Consider the following 18,512-nt stretch of genomic DNA (forward strand, 5'->3'; position numbering starts at 1 on the left):
CGTGACGTCAGTTGGTGCTGGCAGTGCCCTCAGCCGCCGTCGGCTCCGGCTTGCTGCCCGGTGCGGGGACCGCGTCGCCGACCTTGTGCCGGCGGCCCCGCCGGAGCTGGAGCTGCCCGTGCTGGCCGCGCTTCGGGGTGGCCTCGAGCACGTGTTCGGAGTCGAGTCCACGCCAGCGGCCGCTCGCGATCGTCATGACCATCGTGTTCACGGTGGCGATGAGCGGCACGGCGAAGAAGGCACCGGCGATGCCCGCGAGCCCGGAGGCCGCCGTGACGCCGAGGACCACCGCGAGCGGGTGGACCTTGACCGCGTTGCCCATGACGAGCGGCTGGAGGATGTGTCCCTCGATCTGCTGCACGAGCAGCACGACCGCGAGGACGAGGACGGCCGCGAGCGGGCCGTTGAAGATGAGCGCGACGAAGACGGCCAGGAACCCGGTCACGATCGCACCGACGACGGGGATGAAGGCACCGAGGAACACGAAGGCCGCGATCGGGATCACGAGCGGCATACCGCCGAAGAACAGGCCGACGATGAAGGCGCCCAGCCCGATGCCGACGGCGTCCACGAACGCGACGAAGATCTGGACGCGGATGAAGCTCGTCAGGGTGATCCACCCCGCGACACCGGCGCCGTCGACGGTCGCACGGGCCTTCTTCGGGAAGAGCCGCACGGCCCACCGCCACACGTTCTTGCCGTCGATGAGCAGGAAGATCGTGGTGAACAGGATGATGAAGAGCGCCTCGAACACGTGCGTGGCACCGGACCCCGCGCTCGCGACCCCGGAGAGGATCGACGCACTGTTGTCCTGCAGCCACTTCGTGCCGTCGTCGAGCCAGCCGTTGACGTCACCCTGCGTGATGCCCAGGCCGGAGTTGAGGACGAGGTCCTTGATGTTCGCGTACTGGTCGACCGTGCGGTCGCGGAGCGACGGGTAGGACGCGATGATCTGGTCGACGACGAGCCACACCAGCGCGCCGATCGCCGCGAGTCCGCCGAGCAGGCTGATGACGACCGCGAGCCACTTCGGCACGTGGTGGCGCTGCATCCAGTTCGAGATCGGCACGAGCAGCGCCGAGACGACGATGCCGACGAGGAACGGGATGAGGATCTGGCTGAAGATCGTCATCAGCCAGATGAAGACCGCGATCACCCCGATGACGACCAGGATCCGCCACGACCACGCGCCGGCGATCCGCATGCCGGTCGGGACGGACTCCTCGACCACGGGGTCCGGATGCGTCGGTTGCTGCTTTCTGCCCCATGCCATGATCGCGAGTGTACCGATGTGCGGCCCGACAGGTACCAGATACGGCATACGTCACCGGAAGCGGGGTGTCGGCGGCGATCGGTAGCCTTCGGACATGGTCAGGACCACGCTCTCCGCTGCCGAGGCCCGCCGCGTCGCACTGGCTGCCCAGGGCTTCGGCCAGCCGCCCGCCGCCGCCGTGTCGACCCGGGCGCTGAACGCGGGGTTCGCGCGCCTCGGCCTGCTGCAGATCGACTCCGTGAACGTCTTCGAGCGCAGCCACTACCTGCCGCTCTTCGCCCGGCTCGGCGCCTACGACCGGTCCACGCTCGACCGTCTGACGATGTCGAAGCGCGGTCCCTACGCCGAGTACTGGGCGCACGAGGCCGCCTTCGTCGACCGCACCGATCTCCCCCTCTTCCGGTGGCGGATGGACGCGCTGCGCGAGCGCGACTCGTGGCCGAACCGGATCGACGGCGTCCGGCGGACCGAGGGGGTCCGGCGCGAGCTCCGGGCGCTGCTCGCGGCCGAGGGGCCGATGCCGGCGAGCGCGGTCGAGCACGAGTCGAACGTCCGCCGTGGGCCGTGGTGGGGCTGGAGCGACGTGAAGCTCGGACTCGAGCAGATGTTCCGCTGGGGCGACGTCGTGAGCGCCGGACGGTCCGGCTTCGAGCGGGTCTACGCGCTCCCCGAGCAGGTCCTGCCTGCCGGCACGCTCGAGGACGCACCGGCGCGACCCGCAGCCGTCCTCGAACTCGTCCGTCGGGCCACCCGGGCGCTCGGCGTCGGCACCCGCGCGGACATCGCCGATTACTACCGGCTCCGTTCCGACGACACCGCCGCGGCGATCGCCGAACTCGTCGCCGCCGGGGAGCTCGTGCCGGTGCGGGTCGAGTCGTGGGGCGAGCGCGCCTGGATGCACGCCGATGCCCGGGTCCCGCGGCACGTGACGGCCGACGCCGTGCTCAGTCCGTTCGACCCGGTCGTGTGGTTCCGGCGGCGGGCCGAGCGGATGTACGGCTTCCACTACCGGATCGAGATCTACACGCCGGCCCCGAAGCGGGTCTTCGGCTACTACGTCCTGCCCGTCCTGCAGGACGACCGGCTCGTCGGGCGGGTCGACCTGAAGAGCGACCGGCAGCGCGGGGTCCTGCGCGTGCGGACGGCGTGGGAAGAGCCGGGCGAGCGGCTCGATGCCGGGCGGCTCGCCGAGACCCTCCGACGGACGGCCGCGTGGCAGGGGCTCGACGGGGTCGAGGTCACCGACCGCGGAACCGCCGCGGCTGCGGTCGCTGGGGCGCTCGGCGTGCGGCTGGTGCCGCACGTCGCGGCCGACGACGCGGACGCGAGCGTGGCGTTGGAACCGGCCGTCTGACGGGCCGGTGGTGCGGGGCAGGGCCGACCCGCGCCTCCTGGGCCCCACCCGGTCGCCGGCACCCGCCGTCGGGTCAGAACCGGTCGAGACTCCCGCGCAGCCGCGCGATCCGCTCCGGCAGCGGCGGGTGCGTGGAGAACAGCCGGTCCATCAGGCCGGGCCGCATCGGGTCGGCGATCCAGAGGTGCGCCATCGACGAGTTCTGCGTCTGCATCGGCCGGCCGTACGCGCCGAGCTTCTCGAGCGCACGGGCGAGCCCCTCGGGGTGGCGGGTGGTCATCGCGCCGGTCGCGTCCGCCAGGTACTCCCGCTGCCGGGACACCGCGGCCTGCACGCCCGCCGCGGCGATCGGCGCCACGATGACCGCGACGAGGCCGGCGATGAGCAGGATCGGGTTGTTGCCGCCGTTGTCGTTGTTCCGGTTCCGACCGCCGGCGAGCCCGCTGAAGATCGAGATGCGGAGGAGCACGTCGGCGATGAGACCGACCGCGACCACGAGCCCGAACACCATCGTGGAGACGCGGATGTCGTAGTTCCGGACGTGCCCGAGCTCGTGGGCCATGACGCCCTGGAGCTCCTGGTCGTCCATGATCGCCAGCAGCCCGGTCGTCGCGGCGACGATCGCGTGGTCGGGGTCACGGCCGGTGGCGAAGGCGTTGGGCGACGGGTCCTCGATCACGAAGACGCGCGGCATCGGCATCCCGGTGGCGATCGCGAGGTTCTCGACCGTGCGCCAGAGTCGTGGCTCGGTGTTCCGGTCGATCTCGATGCCGCCCGCGATCGCCGTGGCCTGGCGACCCGCGGCGAAGTACTGCACCAGCGCGTACCCGAGCGCGACCACGAGGACGATCACGCCGATCGACACGTTGCCGGCGAGGTATCCGCCGAGGAACCCGAGCGCCCCGATGATCAGCAGGAAGACCAGGACGATGAGGACCGTGTTGCGCTTGTTGCGCGCGATCGCGCTGTACACGTCGCAGCCGTCGCCGGGCGGGTCAGAACTGGACGCGCGGCGGTTCGGCGATCGCCGCGGGCTCGGCGGTCTCGAAGAACGACGCCTCGGTGAAGCCGCGGCTCTTCGCGAACGACGAGTTCGGGAAGACCCGGATCTTGGTGTTCAGCTCGCGGACGCCGCCGTTGTAGAAGCGACGGGCGGACTGGATCTTGTCCTCGGTGTCGACGAGTTCGGACTGCAGCTGCAGGAAGTTCTGGCTGGACTGCAGCTGCGGGTACCCCTCGGCCACCGCGAACACGCTCTTCAGCGCCTTCTGCATGTGCCCCTCGGCCGTGGAGGCGCTCGAGGCGTCCCCGGCGCTGAGCGTCTCGGCGCGGGCCTTCGTCACGGCCTCGAACACGGACTTCTCGTGCGTGGCGTAGCCCTTCACCGTCTCGACGATCGTCGGGATGAGGTCGGCGCGGCGCTTGAGCTGCACGGAGATGTCACTCCACGCCTCGTCGACGCGGACCTTCAGCGTGACGAGCGAGTTGTACGTGACCCACAGGTAGATCCCCACGACGACGAGGAGGACCACCACCACTCCGACGACGATCAGCGTCGTGATGAGTCCGGTGTCCATGAGGGCGTACTCCTTTGCGCGTCGGGATCGCGGTGTGACGGGGCCGGCGTCACGGCCGAGGACGATTGTATCGACCAGCGGGGTGCCCTCTCGTCCACGGCCCCGGTTCACGGGCGATTCCCGAGTCGCACACACCGCGCGCTCGGGCTGCTCGGCGTGTCGCTCGGTCCACGGACATCATCCGATCGACGTATTGACCCGAGCGGCTCGATCACGTGGGATGGACTCGGATGAACGCGCGCGGGGAGAACGTGGACGACCGGGCTGTCGGGGGCGACGGCCCCGTTCGCCGAACCCGGATCACGCTGGCCGTCGCCGCGGGGGCCGCCCTCGTCGTGGGCCTGCTCGCCCTCGCCGTGGCCCCGGCCACCGCCGTCACGTCCGCAGCCGGGACGTCCGCAGCCGTGACGTCCACCGGTGCTGCCGCTGGGGCGGAGCCCGATCCGGGCACGACACCCACCCCCACGCCAGCACCCCAGGACCACCTGACCCCGGCACCCCCGACCACGTCGCCGAGCCGGCCCCCGGTGCGCCCGTCGATCGACGACCCCGGCGACATCACCAGCGGGACCGTGCGCTTCAGCGGCAGGGGCACCCCCGGGCACGCCCTGCGGGTCACCGGTCCGGCGACGACCGGGTCGACCGGGTGCACCGCGACCGTCCACGACGACGGTGCCTGGTCCTGCCTCGCGACCGTCCGGAGCGGACCGCAGCAGGTCTTCACCGTGGCGGACCAGAGCTTCCCCGGGCTCGGCTCGGCGCGCACCCCGGCGTCCGACGTCATCGTCCCGCCGGTCGTCACCACCGCACGGCCCACGAACGGTCCGGTGACCGGCACCGGACACGCCGGGTCGACCGTCACGCTCTCGGTGTCCGGGTCGTCGACGGACCGGACCGCCACGGTCGGTGCCGACGGCCGGTGGACGGTGTCCCTCCGCGGCGGCACCCCGGGGGGCGATGCACGGCTCTCGGTCACCGCCACGCAGACCGCGAGCACGGCCGACGGGTACCGGTCCGACCTGCGGAGCGCCGCGTCGACCCCGGTGACCGTGACGCTCGACCGGACCGCGCCGACGGCACCGCGCATCACCGCGCCCGGCTCCGGCGACCGCGTGCGCGTCCAGCCCCTGACCGTCAGCGGCACGGGCGAGGCGGGCGCCGTGCTCACCGTGTACGTGGACCGTGCGCCCGTGTGCCGGACCGAGGTGCCCGCCTCCGGCCGGTGGTCCTGCACCACGGCCGGCTCGACGCTGGGCGCCGGCAGCCGGGCGGTGACGGCGACGCAGCACGACGCCGCCGGCAACTTCTCGCCGACCTCGACGGCCGTCCGGGTCGTCGTCTCCCGGGCGTCCGCGGCACCGGGCGCGCCGGGTGACGGGTCGACCGGCAGCGGCTCGCCGTCCGGGACCCCTGGTACCGGGACGGCCAGCACCGGCACGACGACGGGCCCGAACGGCCACGGCACCGCGACCGGCGGATCCACCGGCAATGGCACCGGTTCGGGCTCCGGTTCGGGCTCCGGTCCGGGTTCCGGTCCGGGTTCCGGTTCCGATGGAGGCGGCGGCAGTACCGGCGCCGGCAGCGACAGCGGCAGCGGGTCCGGCACCACCACGGGCGGGCACGGCCGCGGGCTGGACTGGTCCGGCCCGGCGGGCGACTGGACCGCCTCCACCGCGTACGACACCACCGTGCCGACCATCCAGGCGGCGTTCTCGTGGCGCACCGTCCTCGTCGCCACGGCCGTCGCCGCCGGCTTCCTCGTGCTCATCGCGGGTCCGCTCGCACTCGTCGCCGGCGTCGCCCGGGGCCGGATCCGGTCGCCGTTCGCCGGGCTCCTCGGTCGCAACCGCCCCCGTGACGAGCGACGCCGCGGCGAGGACGTGCTCCCGACCTGGGCCTCGATCACCGTCGCGGTGCTGGTCGTCGGGCTGTGCACGCTCCTCGGCGTCGGCATCTCCCTCGAGGCCCGCTACGTCCGCCTGGCGATCGCGGTCCTGCTCGGCGCGGCCGTCCTCACGACGACGATCGTCCTCGCCACCCGCTGGGCAGCCGGCACCGATCGCAGCACCATCGGGTTCCGGGTCTCCCCCTGGCTGGTGCTCGCCGCGCTCGTGGCGTGCGGCGTCACCCGGACCTTCGAGCTCTCACCCGCCGTCATCGTCGGTGCCGTCCTCGTGCCGATCGGCCGACCGGACCTCGACACCCGGGCGCTCCGGCTCGGCTCCTCGATCGCTGCCGGCGCCCGCAGCGCCACCTGGCGGTCGATCGCGCTGCTCGTCGTGGCGGCGGCCGGCTGGGTCCTGCACTCCGTCACGCCGGGGTCCGGCTTCTGGGTGTCGTTCGTGTCCGAGTTCGCGATCACCCTGTGCGTCGGCGGCCTCGGCGCCGTCGTCGTGACGCTGCTGCCGGTGGCCGGGTCCGCCGGGCAGTCCCTGCTCGCGCGGTCCCGTGGTCGGTACGCCGCCATCGCCGCGGTCGCCGTCGCGTTGGCCGCCGCCGTGTACTCCGGATCCGGCGGAACGCACGTCTCCCCCGTCGCACTGGTGGTCGTCGCCGCGGTCTGCACCGCCGGAGCCGTCGCCGTCTGGTGCTGGCAGCGGGCGGCCCGGGTCGACCAGCGCGCCTGAACGTGGCACCGTCAGGGCCCGGATCGGGCTGCCGCCGAGGCTCGCTGCACGGATACGCTGACGAGCGGTGCGCGCGACACCACGAACGGAGCGCGCCGTACCACGGACGGTGCGTGCAGCACCACGACCGCTGCTGGGAGCGACGATGACCGAGACCCGATCCGACTACGACCCGACCCGCTTCCGCGACGTCTTCGAGCACAGCTACACGTACGCCAACGGCTTCGCCCGGAACACCCACCGCTTCGCCGGCCGACCGGCGCTCCGCGATCCCGACACCGACCGCTCGTGGACGTACGCCGAGCTCGGCGCCGACGTCGACCGCGTCGCCGGGTGGCTCGTGCGCCACGGGGTCGGACGCGGCTCCGTGGTCATGGTCGAGCTGTTCAACTCCCCCGAGTTCGCGATCCTGTACCTGGCGGCCCACCGCATCGGCGCGGTGTTCTCCCCCACCAACTTCCGACTCGCGTCGGACGAGGTCGCGTTCATCATCGAGGACTCCGCCCCCGTGGTCCTCGTCCACGACGCCGCCCGCTCGACCGACATCACGGCCGCGCTCGCCAGCTCCGACCACACGCCCGAGCACGTCGTCGTGGTCGGCGACGGAACCCGACCCGGCGACGTCGACTTCGCCGCGCTCCTCACCAGCGACCCCGTCACCGCCGACGAGCTCGCCGCGTCCGAGCCCCGCAGCACCTACGACGAGACGACGCGCCTGTACACGAGCGGCACGACCGGACGGCCGAAGCCCGTGCCGCTGCCGAGCCTCGTCGAGGTCCTCAGCGCCCACGACGTGATCATGCACTTCCCGCTGAGCCCGTTCGACAAGACCCTCAACATGTCGCCGCTCTTCCACCGCGGCGGTCTCTACTCCGGCGGCCCGAACCCGGTGTTCTACGTCGGCGCCGAACTCACCACGCTCCGGCACTTCGACGCCGACCGTGTGCTCGACCTGGTCGAGTCCGAGCAGCTGACATTCCTCATCGGCGCCCCGCCGAACCTCGTGCAGCTCGCGAACGCCCAGGAGCAACGGCCCCGCGACCTGTCCTCCCTCAACGGCATCGTGACGATGGGCGCACCGCTGGACCGGGCCGCGGCGCTCCGGTACCAGGAGCTCCTGTCGCCCCGCATCTTCAACGGCTACGGCACGACCGAGACCTTCTGGAACACCTTCCTCCGCCCCGAGGACTTCCCCGACGGTGCCGGCTCGACCGGCCGAGCCTCCACCGACGACGACGTCGCCGTGGTCCGCGTCTACGAGGACCGCCTCGCCGACCCGAGCGACACCGTGCCGAAGGACGGTTCGGAGATCGGCGAGTTCGCGGTCCGCACCGTGAAGTCCGGCTACTCGTACCGCAACCCCGGGCTCGAGGCCGAGAAGTTCGCGAACGGCTGGTTCTACCCGGGCGACCTCGCCACGTGGGACGAGCACGAGCGCGTGACGATCGTCGGGCGCAAGGACGACATGATCATCTCCGGCGGCGAGAACGTCCACCCCGTGCAGGTCGAGGCCGCACTGCAGGAGCACCCGGGCGTCGCCGACGCGATCGTGGTCGGCGTCCCCGACGAGCGCTGGGGCGAGGTCGTGACGGCGTACGTCGTCCGCGCGCCCGGGCGGCTGCCGGAGGACGACGTCGAGGCCGCCGCCGCCCTCGAGGAGTGGACCGCGTCGCACCCCGGCCTCGCCCGCTACAAGCGGCCGCGGCTCTACCGGTTCGTCACCGAGCTGCCGTACAACGCCACGGGCAAGAAGGTGCACTACCTCGCGAAGGCGACGGCTGTGGACGACCAGGCTGCGGGGCTCCTGCTCGCGCCGTGACGGCCTGGAGGCGCGGTGCGGGCCGGCACCGCGCCTCCCGTCCCGCAGTGGGTCGCGTCCACGGCGGCTGCCGCGCTCTCCGCGCTGCGCGCGTCTACTGGGTCGCGTCGACCCCGCGGTGCGGTGCGTTCCGCGCGAACAACCCCGGCAGCAGGCCGCCGATCTTCGTCCCGATGCAGAGACTGACGAACGTCGCGAGCGGGTTCGCCAGCGCCTCGGGGTCGAACGTGGCGACCGCGACGAGCCCGACCGTCCCCGGCACGAGCAGCAGGAACGCCGGGAAGAACGAGACCGTCGCCGGGATCGCCGGCACCAGCCGCTCCAGCAGCCGCGTCGCGACGAACAGCAGCGCGGCGGTCGCACCGGTGGCGACGACGCTCCCCCACAGCGGCGTCGTCCCGCTCACCAGTGCGTAGGCGGTGACCATGACCGCGACGGACACGAGGGTGAGCCGCCACCCCGACCGGAAGACCAGGCCGAGGCCGACGGCCAGCCCGACCACCGCCACCCACGACACCCAGTAGGACGGGACGGCCTCCCACCCGCCGCGGTCCGTGCCGACGCCGGCGACCTCGCCGACGAGTGCCGCCGAGGACGGGTCGACGTGCAGCCCGGTCAGCGCGCTCCCCGACGCGATGCCCGCCGCCATGAACCCGAGCATGATGAGCCCCTGCACGAGCCGCGAGGACCCGGTCACGATGTCGGCCGCGGTGAGCTCGAGCAGGGCGTTGGTGATGAGGGCTCCCGGCACGAACACGGCCACGGGGGCGCACACGGCGAAGAGCGGGACGTGGTCGAACCCGGTGCCGGCGGCGACGAGCCCGACGATCGTCGTGGACACGAAGGCCGCGAGGAACGGGATGATCGCCACGGCCTCGCGGAAGCGACGGAGCACGAGCCCGATCACGCCGACGAGGGCTCCGACGGCCAGCGCCACGAGGATCGCCCACCACGGGCAGCGGAACACCACCGCGAGTCCGGCCGAGGTCAGGGCGTTGCCGAGGATCCACGGCAGTGCCGGCGGCGGGACGGTCCCGGCGCGGATCGCTCGGACCCGTGCGGGGATCTCGGCGAGAGCGATCGAACCGCTCTCGAGGCCGAGGACGAGCCGGTTCGCCCGGGCGGCCTGGCGACTCGAGAGCTCGACGCCCTCGGCGTTGACGATGGTGGCGGCGCCGGTGGCGACCTCGCTCACCATGACGAGGGCGGGGAGGACCCCGACGGCGAGCGTCGGCCCGACCCCGGCGGCGTCGCGGGCCTTCTCGAGCGCCGAACGGACGTCGGTCACCGAGCTGCCGGCGTCGAGGAGGAGGGCGCCCAGCGTGCCGAGCAGCATGCCGGTGGGGACGGTCTCGCCGTCGACCACCTCGACGTGGGCCTCGGGTCGGCCGAGGGCGTTCCGCAGGTTCGCGAGCGCGCTTCCGAATCCGACCACCCGAGAATGGTAGCGGGGGCGGGGTTTCGTCCGTCGCCTCGGTACCCCCGGTGGGACTCGAACCCACAACTCGGCGATTTTAAGTCGCATGCCTCTACCGATTGGGCCACGGGGGCGGGCCGCAACAGCCTACCGACGAAGACGAGGCGGCCACCCCGTGGGGTGACCGCCTCGTCTGGAGCGTGTCGCTACTTGGCGTCCGCCTCGGCCTTCACCGGCTCGGCGTCGTTCGAGACGTCCTTCGCCGGCTCACCGTAGGCGGGACCGGCCGCACCGGCGGGCTTGCCCTCTTCCGGAGCGGTGGTCGGCTTCGACGCCTCGACCGGTGCCGCGGGGGCCTCGGCTGCGGGCTTCGGACGGGACGCGAACGCCTCGAACGCGGCGCGCGGGGTCTCGCGGTCGTCGAGCGACGCGATGTCGCGGCCGAGGAAGAAGCCCCCGACCCAGTCGCCGATGACGCGCCACTTGCGCTCCCACGACGGCATCGCCAGGCCGTGGTAGCCGCGGTGTGCGCCCCAGGCCAGGAAGCCCTTCATGGCGAACTTGCCGGACTGGAAGACACCGATGCCCAGACCGAGGCCGGCGACGGCACCGAGGTTCTCGTGCTTGTAGTCGGTCGTCGCCTCGCCGCGGATCGTCGCGACGAGGTTCTTCGCGAGCTGCTTCGCCTGGCGGACGGCGTGCTGGGCGTTCGGCACGCAGAACCCGCCGACGCCACCACCGGTGAGGTCCGGCACGGCCGCGACGTCACCACAGGCCCACGCGTCGGCGATCACGCCGTTGTCGTCGACCACGCGCAGGTCGGGCTGCACGCGGATGCGGCCACGCTGCTCGAGCGGGAGGTCCGTGCCCTTGACCATCGGGTTCGCCATGACGCCGGCGGTCCAGATGATGAGGTCGGACTCGATCTTCTCGATCGCGCCGTCGTTGGTCTTGAGCTCGCAGACGCCGCCGACCGCCGAGGCCAGCTGCGTCTCGAGGTGCACCGTGGCGCCGCGCTGCGCGAGGTTCTTGAGCACCCAGTGCGACGTCTCGAGCGAGACCTCGGGCATGATGCGGCCCATCGCCTCGACGAGGTGGAAGTGCGTGTCGTCGAACGACAGCTCGGGGTAGCTCTTGAGCAGGTCGGAGACGAACGAGCGGAGCTCGGCGAACACCTCGATGCCGGCGAAGCCACCACCGACGACGACGACGGTCAGCAGGCGGTCACGCTCCGGGCCGGCCGGCAGGGTCGCTGCCTTGTGGAAGTTCGTGAGGATCTTGTCGCGGATCGCCGCGGCCTCTTCGATCGTCTTCAGACCGATCGCCTCGTCGGCGACGCCCGGGATCGGGAAGGTACGCGAGACCGCACCCGCGGTCATGACGATCTGGTCGTAGGACTCCTCCCACGCCTCGCCCTCGGCCGGGGTGATGGTCGCCGTCTTGCTGGCGTGGTCGACCTTCGTGACCTTGGCGGTGACGACGCGCGTCTTCTTGAGGTGACGGCGGTGGGAGACGACGGCGTGACGCGGCTCGATGGAACCGGCGGCGACCTCGGGGAGGAACGGCTGGTACGTCATGTACGGCAGCGGGTCGACCATGACGACCTCGGCTTCGCCCTGACGAAGGTGCTTCTCGAGCTTCCAGGCGGTGTAGAAGCCGGCGTAACCGCCGCCGACGACGAGGATCTTGGGCACGGTGGATGATCTCCTTGGAGTGGGGTGGTTGCCGGGAGGCTGGTCAGAATTCGCCGCCACCCGCCCCGACTCCGGCGTCTGCTCCCTCATCATACGCCCGGCACTCACACCGGGCAGGCGACCAGCTCGTGCGCTCGAGCGCGAGGTCGCCGATGGGGTTGACGCCGGGTCCGGCGGCGAGGGCGTGGCCGACGAGGGCGTGCAGGCACTTCACGCGGGTGGGCATGCCACCCGCGGTGATGCCGTCGATCTCGTCGACGTGCTCGATCGACTCGCGATCGGCGAGGTAGGACTCGTGCGCCGCGCGGTACTGCTCGGCGACGGTCGGGTCCTCGAGCAGGGCTGCCAGCTCGGGCATGACCTGGTTGGCCTCGAGGGTGCTGACCGCAGCGGTGGCCGCGGGATGGCACAGGTAGTACAGCGTCGGGAACGGGGTGCCGTTCGACAGCCGGGGCTTCGTGGACACGACGGTGGGGTTGCCACAGACGCAGCGAGCAGCGATCCCGATGACGTCACGCGCCGGTCGGCCGAGCTGCGCCGAGACGACCTGGATGTCGCGTTCGGAGGGCGGGTCGAAGGGAGGGGTCGTCACGGGTACGTGAGCCTACCGGAGTCCCGCGCGTCGTCCTACTTCGTGTCGCCGGTGCCGGAGACGTCCGGTGCGACGAGCTGCTGCGTGGTCTCGTCGGTGAGCCCTGAGGTCAGCACCGACGACAGCATCGCCTGCACCCAGTCGACCTTCGGCGTCTGCACGGTCGAGCTCACGGGCGTGCCGGAATCGGTCGTCGGCGTCGACTCGGCCTTGCGGTTCTCGCTGCCCATCACGAGGTAACTTTCCTCGCCCGGGTACACGTAGAGCAGTCGGTCCCGGGCCTGCGCCTCGATGTACGCGGGGTCGTCCCAGCGCGCGACGTCCTTCTTCTTCTGGGCGACGTCGGCCTTCTGGCTCGCGACCTCGCGCTGCTGCTGGGCGATCTGCTCCTGCTGCTGGATCAGCGTCCGGAGTGACGGTGCGAGCACGACGACGAACAGCACGATGATGGCCAGCATGAGCAGGCTGAACCCGGAGAACCGGATCGAGCGGTACCACGGCTGCTCGGACGAGCCGCCCTCGGGCAGCGCCACGGGGACGCGGCGGACACGGGGCTTCTGGCTGGGCACGGTCCGACGATAACCCGCCGGCGGCCCTGCTGGCGGTCGGCACGCGGCCGTTCGGCGCCCTCTCAGCGGGCGATCCAGGAGGCGCGGCGCACCCCCGGAACGCTGCCAGAGCCCGGCACGCGGTCGCGCAACACGCCGCGGGCGGTCCGCTGAGGTCGCACGATCGGTCGCCCGCGTCCGGCTGAGGCGGCAGTTCGTGCGACCTCGACGGTCGGCGCGCGGCATGCCGTGCGACCTCGGCGCCCGAACGACGAGACGCCGCCCTCCCGAGGGAGGACGGCGTCTCGCGGAGGCGCTGGTTACAGGGAAGCCGAGCGCGGGAAGGCCGAGCGGCCCGCGTAGACCGCGGCGTCGCCGAGCTCCTCCTCGATGCGGAGCAGCTGGTTGTACTTCGCGACACGGTCCGAGCGGGCCGGGGCGCCGGTCTTGATCTGGCCACCGTCGACCGCGACCGCGATGTCCGCGATCGTGGTGTCCTCGGTCTCGCCGGAGCGGTGCGACAGGATCGCCGTCATGCCGTGGCGCTGCGCGAGGGAGACGGCGTCGAGGGTCTCGGTCAGGGTGCCGATCTGGTTCACCTTGACGAGGATCGAGTTCGCGGCCTTCTCGTCGATGCCCCGCTGCAGGCGCGTCGGGTTCGTGACGAACAGGTCGTCACCGACGATCTGCACCTTGTCGCCGAGCTCGGCGGTCAGGTGCGACCAGCCGGCCCAGTCGTCCTCGGCCAGCGGGTCCTCGATCGTGGCGAGCGGGTAGTCGCGGACGAGCTCGGCGAAGTAGGCCGTGAACTCCTCGCCGGAGAGCTGCTTGCCCTCGAACGCGTACTTGCCGTCGTGGAAGAACTCGGTGGAGGCGACGTCGAGACCGAGCGCGATGTCCTTGCCCGGCGTGAAGCCGGCCTTCTCGATCGCGGCGAGCAGGAAGTCCAGCGCGGCGCGGTTGGACGCGAGCTCCGGGGCGAAGCCGCCCTCGTCGCCCAGGCCGGTCGCGAGGCCCTGCTTCTTCAGCTCGCCCTTGAGCGCGTGGTACGTCTCGACGCCCCAGCGGAGCGCCTCGGAGAAGGACTCGGCGCCGTAGGGCACGAGGAAGAACTCCTGGATGTCGACGTTGGTGTCGGCGTGCGCGCCACCGTTGACGACGTTCATGAGCGGGACGGGCAGCGTGTGCGCGTTCGGGCCGCCGAGGTAGCGGAACAGCGGCAGGTCGGCCGAGTCGGCGGCCGCGCGTGCGACGGCGAGCGAGGCGCCGAGGATCGCGTTCGCACCGAGGCGCGACTTGTTCTCGGTGCCGTCGAGCTCGATGAGTGCGGCGTCGACGAGGCGCTGGTCGGTGGCGTCGAAGCCCTCGAGCGCCGGACCGATCTCGTCGAGGACCGCGTCGACGGCCTTGAGGACGCCCTTGCCGCCGTAGCGGGAAGCGTCTCCGTCACGGAGCTCGTACGCCTCGAACGCACCGGTGGAGGCGCCGGACGGGACGAGTGCGCGCGAGACGACCCCGTCATCGAGCAGGACCTCGACCTCGACCGTCGGGTTGCCTCGGGAATCGAGGACTTCGCGTGCGCCTACGGCGTCGATCTGGGCCACGGGGTACTCCCTACACGTTCGGTTGTGGTGATTGCGGAGTCGATCCTAGCGAGGCGCGGGTGAACACGAGGCGTGCATGACGGGCGACTGTGGAGAACTCACGCCAGCGGGCGGAACTCCACACCCTCGAGCGACTGCGTGTCGGCACCCACGGAGGCGAACGCGTCGAAGCCCTGCGCGACGAGTCCCGCGAGCAGGTTCTTCATGTTCTTCGTGCGTCGCTCGAGCCGGACACGACGGTGCCCCTCGAGCGCTTCGGCCTTGAGCGCCGCGAGCCGGACCGGGTCGACGTCCTTGTCGTACACGAGCACGACGGCGTCGGACTCGGCGGACTCGGGGAGCGTGACGAGGTCGACGAGCCGCTCGAACCCGAGGGAGAACCCGACCGCGGGCACGTCCTGACCGAGGAACCGGCCGATCATGCCGTCGTAGCGCCCACCACCGCCGAGGCTGTAGCCGAAGTCGGGGTGCGCGACCTCGAAGATCGTGCCCGTGTAGTAGCCCATGCCACGGACGAGCGTCGGGTCGAAGCGCAGGTCGACGCCCGGGAGCGCCGAACGGAGCCGCTGCAGGTCCTCGAACGCGTCGGTGTCGAGCCACGTGGCTCCCCCGACGGCGTCCCAGTCGGCGGTCTCGAGCGTGCGGATCGTGTCCTCGAGCCCGGGGAGCTCGACGCCGACGGTCTCGCGGAGCTCTGCCGCCACGCCGTCCGGCCCGATCTTGTCGAGCTTGTCGATCGTGATGAGCGCACGGTCGGCGGCGGTCGGGTCGGTGATCCCCCACGACCCGAGGAGCGCGAGGAGGATCCGGCGGTCGTTGATCCGGATCGTGGTGCCCTGGATCCCGAGCGCGTCGAGGGCAGCGGTCGTCGCCCGGATGAGTTCGATCTCGGCGAGCTGCCCGGGCTCACCGAGGATGTCGATGTCGCACTGCACGAACTGCCGGTAGCGCCCCTTCTGCGGGCGTTCGGCACGCCAGACCGGGGCGATCTGCACCGACCGGAACACCGACGGCAACTCGGCCCGGTGCGTGGCGTAGAAGCGCGCGAGGGGCACGGTGAGGTCGAACCGCAGCCCGAGGTCGGCGAGGTCGAGCGGCGCACCGGCGTGCTGCAGGTCCTCGGTGGAGAGCCCGCGCTTCATGACCGCGAACGCGAGCTTCTCGTTGTCGCCGCCGAGGCCCGAGTGCAGGCGGGCGGCGTCCTCGACGACCGGGGTCTCGATCTCGTCGAACCCGTGGCGCGCGTACACGTCGCGGATCACGCCCAGGACGTGCTCGCGCCGGGCCTTGTCTGCCGGGAGGAAGTCACGCATGCCACGGGGAGCCGTCACGGTCGGAGCCATGGATCGATTCTGGCAGATCGACCTTCCCGGCTTGCACACGTTCCGACCGGCTGATATTCTTCATCCAGAACCTCGGTTCGACGGGTGCCTGATCCATCCGACGAACCGATCGCGTGGGCAACGTGCTGCAGTGTGCCCCGCGGTTCGAGTGGGCTGCTCCATCGGCACCGCATCCCTGGTGGTGCCGTCGGCCCACTCGCGGGCGTCCTCCTTTTTTCGGGTTGGGAGGACGCCCGCACTCCCCTCGCCCGCGCCCCCCGCACCCCGCACCCCGCACCCGCACCCGCACCGAGCATCCGCACCCGCACCGCTCGGGCGCGGCAGGTCGCCTCACTCTCCGACGCGGCCGGCCGCCTCCAGCTCCGCGACCGCGGCACGCAGACTGGCGATCGGGTCGATCCCGGTGCCACGCGCCTCCGCGATCATCGCGAGCACGGCGGTCCCCCACCCGGCATCCACGACGGCACCACCGGCGCCTTCCACCCGCACCTCCCGACCAGGACCCGTGTCCGGAACCGCACCCGCGTCCGGAACCGCACCCCCGGCCCTCGATCGCGCCCCCGCACCCGCAGCACCGGCGTCCGGGACGCCACCCGCGCCTCCCGACCGCGCCCCCGCGCCCGCCGCCGCGACGACGGAGGCGACGACCGCGTCGGAGTCCCCCCGTTCCTCCAGGCGTTCCAGCAGCTTCACGGCCCGCTCCATCGGCGGCATCGCCCGAGGGACCCCGTCGAAGACGCTCCGCCGCGAGGACTTCTCCGCAGCCTTGGCCGCCCGCCAGACGCGCACGACGTCCTCCACGGTGTCCGCCCGCTCGTCCCCGAACACGTGCGGGTGCCGGCGCACCATCTTGTCCCGGGCGCCGGCGGCCACGTCCTCGAGGTCGAACGACTCCGCGAGTCCCGCGTGGAGGACCACCTGGTAGAGCACGTCGCCGAGCTCCTCGCGGAGTTCGTCGTCGTCCCCGGAGTCGATCGCGTCGACCAGCTCGTACGACTCCTCGACCGCGTACCGCGCCAGCGAGGCATGGGTCTGGGCGCGGTTCCAGACGCACCCTCCGGCGGGGTCGAGCAGGCGGTCGACGACGGTGACGAGGTCCGAGACGGCGGTCATGCGCTCATCGTGCCACGCAGCACACCGTGGACGCCGCGGAGGGTCGGCCGGTATGCTGTACGTGGCGTGTCGGGAAGTCTGGTCGACGATCTCCCACCCGACCCTTCTCCGACGGAGTTCCATGCCGGCAATCGTCCGTTCCCCCCGTTTCAGCGCCATCGCACTCCTCACCGCGGCGGTCCTCGGGCTCGTCGTGGCGAACTCGCCGCTCGGCCCCGGCCTCGAGCACCTCCTGCACGTGCAGGCCCCGTGGGGTGCGGTCGGACTCGACCTCTCGGTGTCGCACTGGATCAGTGACGGGCTGCTCGCGGTGTTCTTCCTGCTCGTGGCGATCGAGCTGAAGCACGAGCTCGTCGCCGGTGAGCTGTCGAACCCGAAGACGGCGGTCATCCCCGCGATCGCGGCGGTCGGCGGCGTGCTCGTCCCGGCCGGCATCTACCTCGTCGTGACCGCGGGGACGCCGTACGGGCACGGGTGGCCGATCCCGACCGCGACGGACATCGCCTTCGCACTCGGCGTCCTGGCGATGTTCGGTCGTGGGCTGCCCTCGACGCTCCGGGTGTTCCTGCTGGCCCTGGCGGTGCTCGACGACCTCATCGCGATCATCATCATCGCCGTCGTGTTCGCGCACGACACCGACTTCCTCGCGCTCGCCGGCGCCGTCGTCGTGCTCGCGCTCTTCTGGCTGCTCGGCAAGGCCCTGCGCCCCGGGCGTCCCGGCCAGACCTGGGTCATCGCGGGCATGGTCGTGCTCGGTGTCCTGACGTGGTGGCTCGTGTACCACTCGGGCGTGCACGCGACGATCGCGGGCGTGGCACTCGGGCTCGTCCTGCCGCGCCGCCCCGGGCACACGCTGCACGGCAACGTGGAGCCGTGGTCGAACGCGATCGTCCTGCCGGTGTTCGCCTTCGCGTCGGCCGCGGTGGTGGTGCCCGCCGTCGGCATCGGGGAGCTCTCGCCGACCTTCTGGGCGGTGGTGCTCGCGCTGCCGGTCGGCAAGGTGATCGGCATCACGCTGTTCGGGGCTGTCGCAACCCGGATCTTCCGGGCGCCCGGCCGCTCGACGCTGTCGTTCTGGTCGATCGTCACGGTGGGCGTGCTCGGCGGGATCGGGTTCACGGTCTCGCTGCTCATGAACGAGCTCGCCTTCGCCCGCAACGAGGAGATCCTCGACGAGGGTGTGCTCGCCGTCCTCGTCGGCTCGGGCATCGCGATCGTGGCCTCCGCCGTCGTGGTCAGCCTGCGGGCGCGTCGGTACCGGGCGCGGCGGGAGCTCTCCGAGGCCGAGGCGACCGAGTAGCGGGGTCGCGCGGGGTCCGTGCGCGCGCCTGTTCCGACATCGCACGCGTCGATCGACCGGCGGAACGTCGGACGATGCACGCGCAAGAGATGCGCGCGCACGTTCCGACATTGCACGCGTCGATCGACCGGCGGAACGTCGGATGATGCGCGCGGACGCAAGCGCCGCCGCACGCCGGCACGCACGCGCCCACGACGCGACCACCGACGGACGGGAGGCGCGGCGCCAGCTGGCACCGCGCCTCCCGTCCG

At 71.9% G+C, this 18,512-nt stretch carries 14 protein-coding genes and 1 tRNA gene; 4 read left to right on the forward strand and 11 right to left on the reverse strand.

The window, feature by feature from the left end; all coding sequences use genetic code 11:
• Positions 1-7: 7 nt before the first annotated feature.
• Positions 8-1,273, reverse strand: coding sequence for an AI-2E family transporter (locus BIV03_RS03770; protein WP_254790711.1), 1,266 nt, complete (start codon positions 1,271-1,273; stop codon positions 8-10).
• 94 nt (positions 1,274-1,367) lie between these two features.
• Here BIV03_RS03770 and BIV03_RS03775 point away from each other — a divergent pair, with 94 nt between their 5' ends.
• A complete protein-coding gene (locus BIV03_RS03775; RefSeq protein ID WP_071294711.1) occupies positions 1,368-2,627 on the forward strand; it encodes a winged helix-turn-helix domain-containing protein in 1,260 nt (419 codons plus the stop codon).
• A gap of 73 nt (positions 2,628-2,700) precedes the next feature.
• Here the strand turns inward: BIV03_RS03775 and BIV03_RS03780 are convergent, their stop codons facing one another.
• Together BIV03_RS03780 and BIV03_RS03785 are read right to left on the reverse strand one after the other, a co-directional pair.
• Positions 2,701-3,600: a M48 family metalloprotease gene (locus BIV03_RS03780; protein ID WP_071294712.1), complete on the reverse strand. Its 900-nt coding sequence runs from the start codon at positions 3,598-3,600 to the stop codon at positions 2,701-2,703.
• A 22-nt stretch (positions 3,601-3,622) separates the two neighbouring features.
• Positions 3,623-4,204: a LemA family protein gene (locus BIV03_RS03785; RefSeq protein WP_070416768.1), complete on the reverse strand. Its 582-nt coding sequence runs from the start codon at positions 4,202-4,204 to the stop codon at positions 3,623-3,625.
• A gap of 230 nt (positions 4,205-4,434) precedes the next feature.
• On the opposite strand from BIV03_RS03785, the gene BIV03_RS03790 reads away from it, so the two are divergent.
• Positions 4,435-6,831, forward strand: a complete 2,397-nt coding sequence (locus BIV03_RS03790; RefSeq protein WP_071294713.1) for an Ig-like domain-containing protein — start codon at positions 4,435-4,437, stop codon at positions 6,829-6,831.
• Between the two features lie 145 nt (positions 6,832-6,976).
• A complete protein-coding gene (locus BIV03_RS03795) occupies positions 6,977-8,650 on the forward strand; it encodes a class I adenylate-forming enzyme family protein (protein ID WP_071294714.1) in 1,674 nt (557 codons plus the stop codon).
• A gap of 94 nt (positions 8,651-8,744) precedes the next feature.
• On the opposite strand, the gene BIV03_RS03800 is transcribed toward BIV03_RS03795, so the two are convergent.
• From BIV03_RS03800 to BIV03_RS03835, 8 genes are all read right to left on the reverse strand, one after another.
• A complete protein-coding gene (locus BIV03_RS03800) occupies positions 8,745-10,085 on the reverse strand; it encodes a threonine/serine exporter family protein (RefSeq protein ID WP_083403181.1) in 1,341 nt (446 codons plus the stop codon).
• A gap of 42 nt (positions 10,086-10,127) precedes the next feature.
• Positions 10,128-10,201, reverse strand: a tRNA-Leu gene (locus BIV03_RS03805).
• A gap of 72 nt (positions 10,202-10,273) precedes the next feature.
• Positions 10,274-11,761, reverse strand: a complete 1,488-nt coding sequence (locus BIV03_RS03810) for an NAD(P)/FAD-dependent oxidoreductase (protein ID WP_070416771.1) — start codon at positions 11,759-11,761, stop codon at positions 10,274-10,276.
• Between the two features lie 43 nt (positions 11,762-11,804).
• Positions 11,805-12,353, reverse strand: coding sequence for a DUF501 domain-containing protein (locus BIV03_RS03815; protein WP_071294715.1), 549 nt, complete (start codon positions 12,351-12,353; stop codon positions 11,805-11,807).
• A 35-nt stretch (positions 12,354-12,388) separates the two neighbouring features.
• Positions 12,389-12,922: a septum formation initiator family protein gene (locus tag BIV03_RS03820; protein WP_070416773.1), complete on the reverse strand. Its 534-nt coding sequence runs from the start codon at positions 12,920-12,922 to the stop codon at positions 12,389-12,391.
• 299 nt (positions 12,923-13,221) lie between these two features.
• Positions 13,222-14,505, reverse strand: coding sequence for a phosphopyruvate hydratase (gene eno / locus BIV03_RS03825; RefSeq protein ID WP_071294716.1), 1,284 nt, complete (start codon positions 14,503-14,505; stop codon positions 13,222-13,224).
• A gap of 98 nt (positions 14,506-14,603) precedes the next feature.
• Positions 14,604-15,848, reverse strand: a complete 1,245-nt coding sequence (hisS, locus tag BIV03_RS03830) for a histidine--tRNA ligase (RefSeq protein WP_071294717.1) — start codon at positions 15,846-15,848, stop codon at positions 14,604-14,606.
• A gap of 330 nt (positions 15,849-16,178) precedes the next feature.
• Positions 16,179-16,961, reverse strand: a complete 783-nt coding sequence (locus BIV03_RS03835; protein WP_071294718.1) for a MazG family protein — start codon at positions 16,959-16,961, stop codon at positions 16,179-16,181.
• A gap of 121 nt (positions 16,962-17,082) precedes the next feature.
• Here BIV03_RS03835 and nhaA point away from each other — a divergent pair, with 121 nt between their 5' ends.
• Positions 17,083-18,261: a Na+/H+ antiporter NhaA gene (gene nhaA, locus BIV03_RS03840; RefSeq protein ID WP_071294719.1), complete on the forward strand. Its 1,179-nt coding sequence runs from the start codon at positions 17,083-17,085 to the stop codon at positions 18,259-18,261.
• The last annotated feature ends 251 nt before the right edge of the window (positions 18,262-18,512 follow it).

The organism is Curtobacterium sp. MCBA15_016 (assembly GCF_001865105.1).
Classification (GTDB): Bacteria; Actinomycetota; Actinomycetes; order Actinomycetales; family Microbacteriaceae; genus Curtobacterium.

What these genes read in the sequence shown, in the direction of transcription:
- BIV03_RS03775 (WP_071294711.1), top strand. Translation starts at nt 1,368, where the DNA reads ATGGTCAGGACCACGCTCTCCGCTGCCGAGGCCCGCCGCGTCGCACTG.
- BIV03_RS03770 (WP_254790711.1), bottom strand. Translation starts at nt 1,273, where the DNA reads ATGGCATGGGGCAGAAAGCAGCAACCGACGCATCCGGACCCCGTGGTC.
- BIV03_RS03785 (WP_070416768.1), bottom strand. Translation starts at nt 4,204, where the DNA reads ATGGACACCGGACTCATCACGACGCTGATCGTCGTCGGAGTGGTGGTG.
- BIV03_RS03795 (WP_071294714.1), top strand. Translation starts at nt 6,977, where the DNA reads ATGACCGAGACCCGATCCGACTACGACCCGACCCGCTTCCGCGACGTC.
- BIV03_RS03835 (WP_071294718.1), bottom strand. Translation starts at nt 16,961, where the DNA reads ATGACCGCCGTCTCGGACCTCGTCACCGTCGTCGACCGCCTGCTCGAC.
- nhaA (WP_071294719.1), top strand. Translation starts at nt 17,083, where the DNA reads ATGCCGGCAATCGTCCGTTCCCCCCGTTTCAGCGCCATCGCACTCCTC.
- hisS (WP_071294717.1), bottom strand. Translation starts at nt 15,848, where the DNA reads ATGGCTCCGACCGTGACGGCTCCCCGTGGCATGCGTGACTTCCTCCCG.
- BIV03_RS03790 (WP_071294713.1), top strand. Translation starts at nt 4,435, where the DNA reads ATGAACGCGCGCGGGGAGAACGTGGACGACCGGGCTGTCGGGGGCGAC.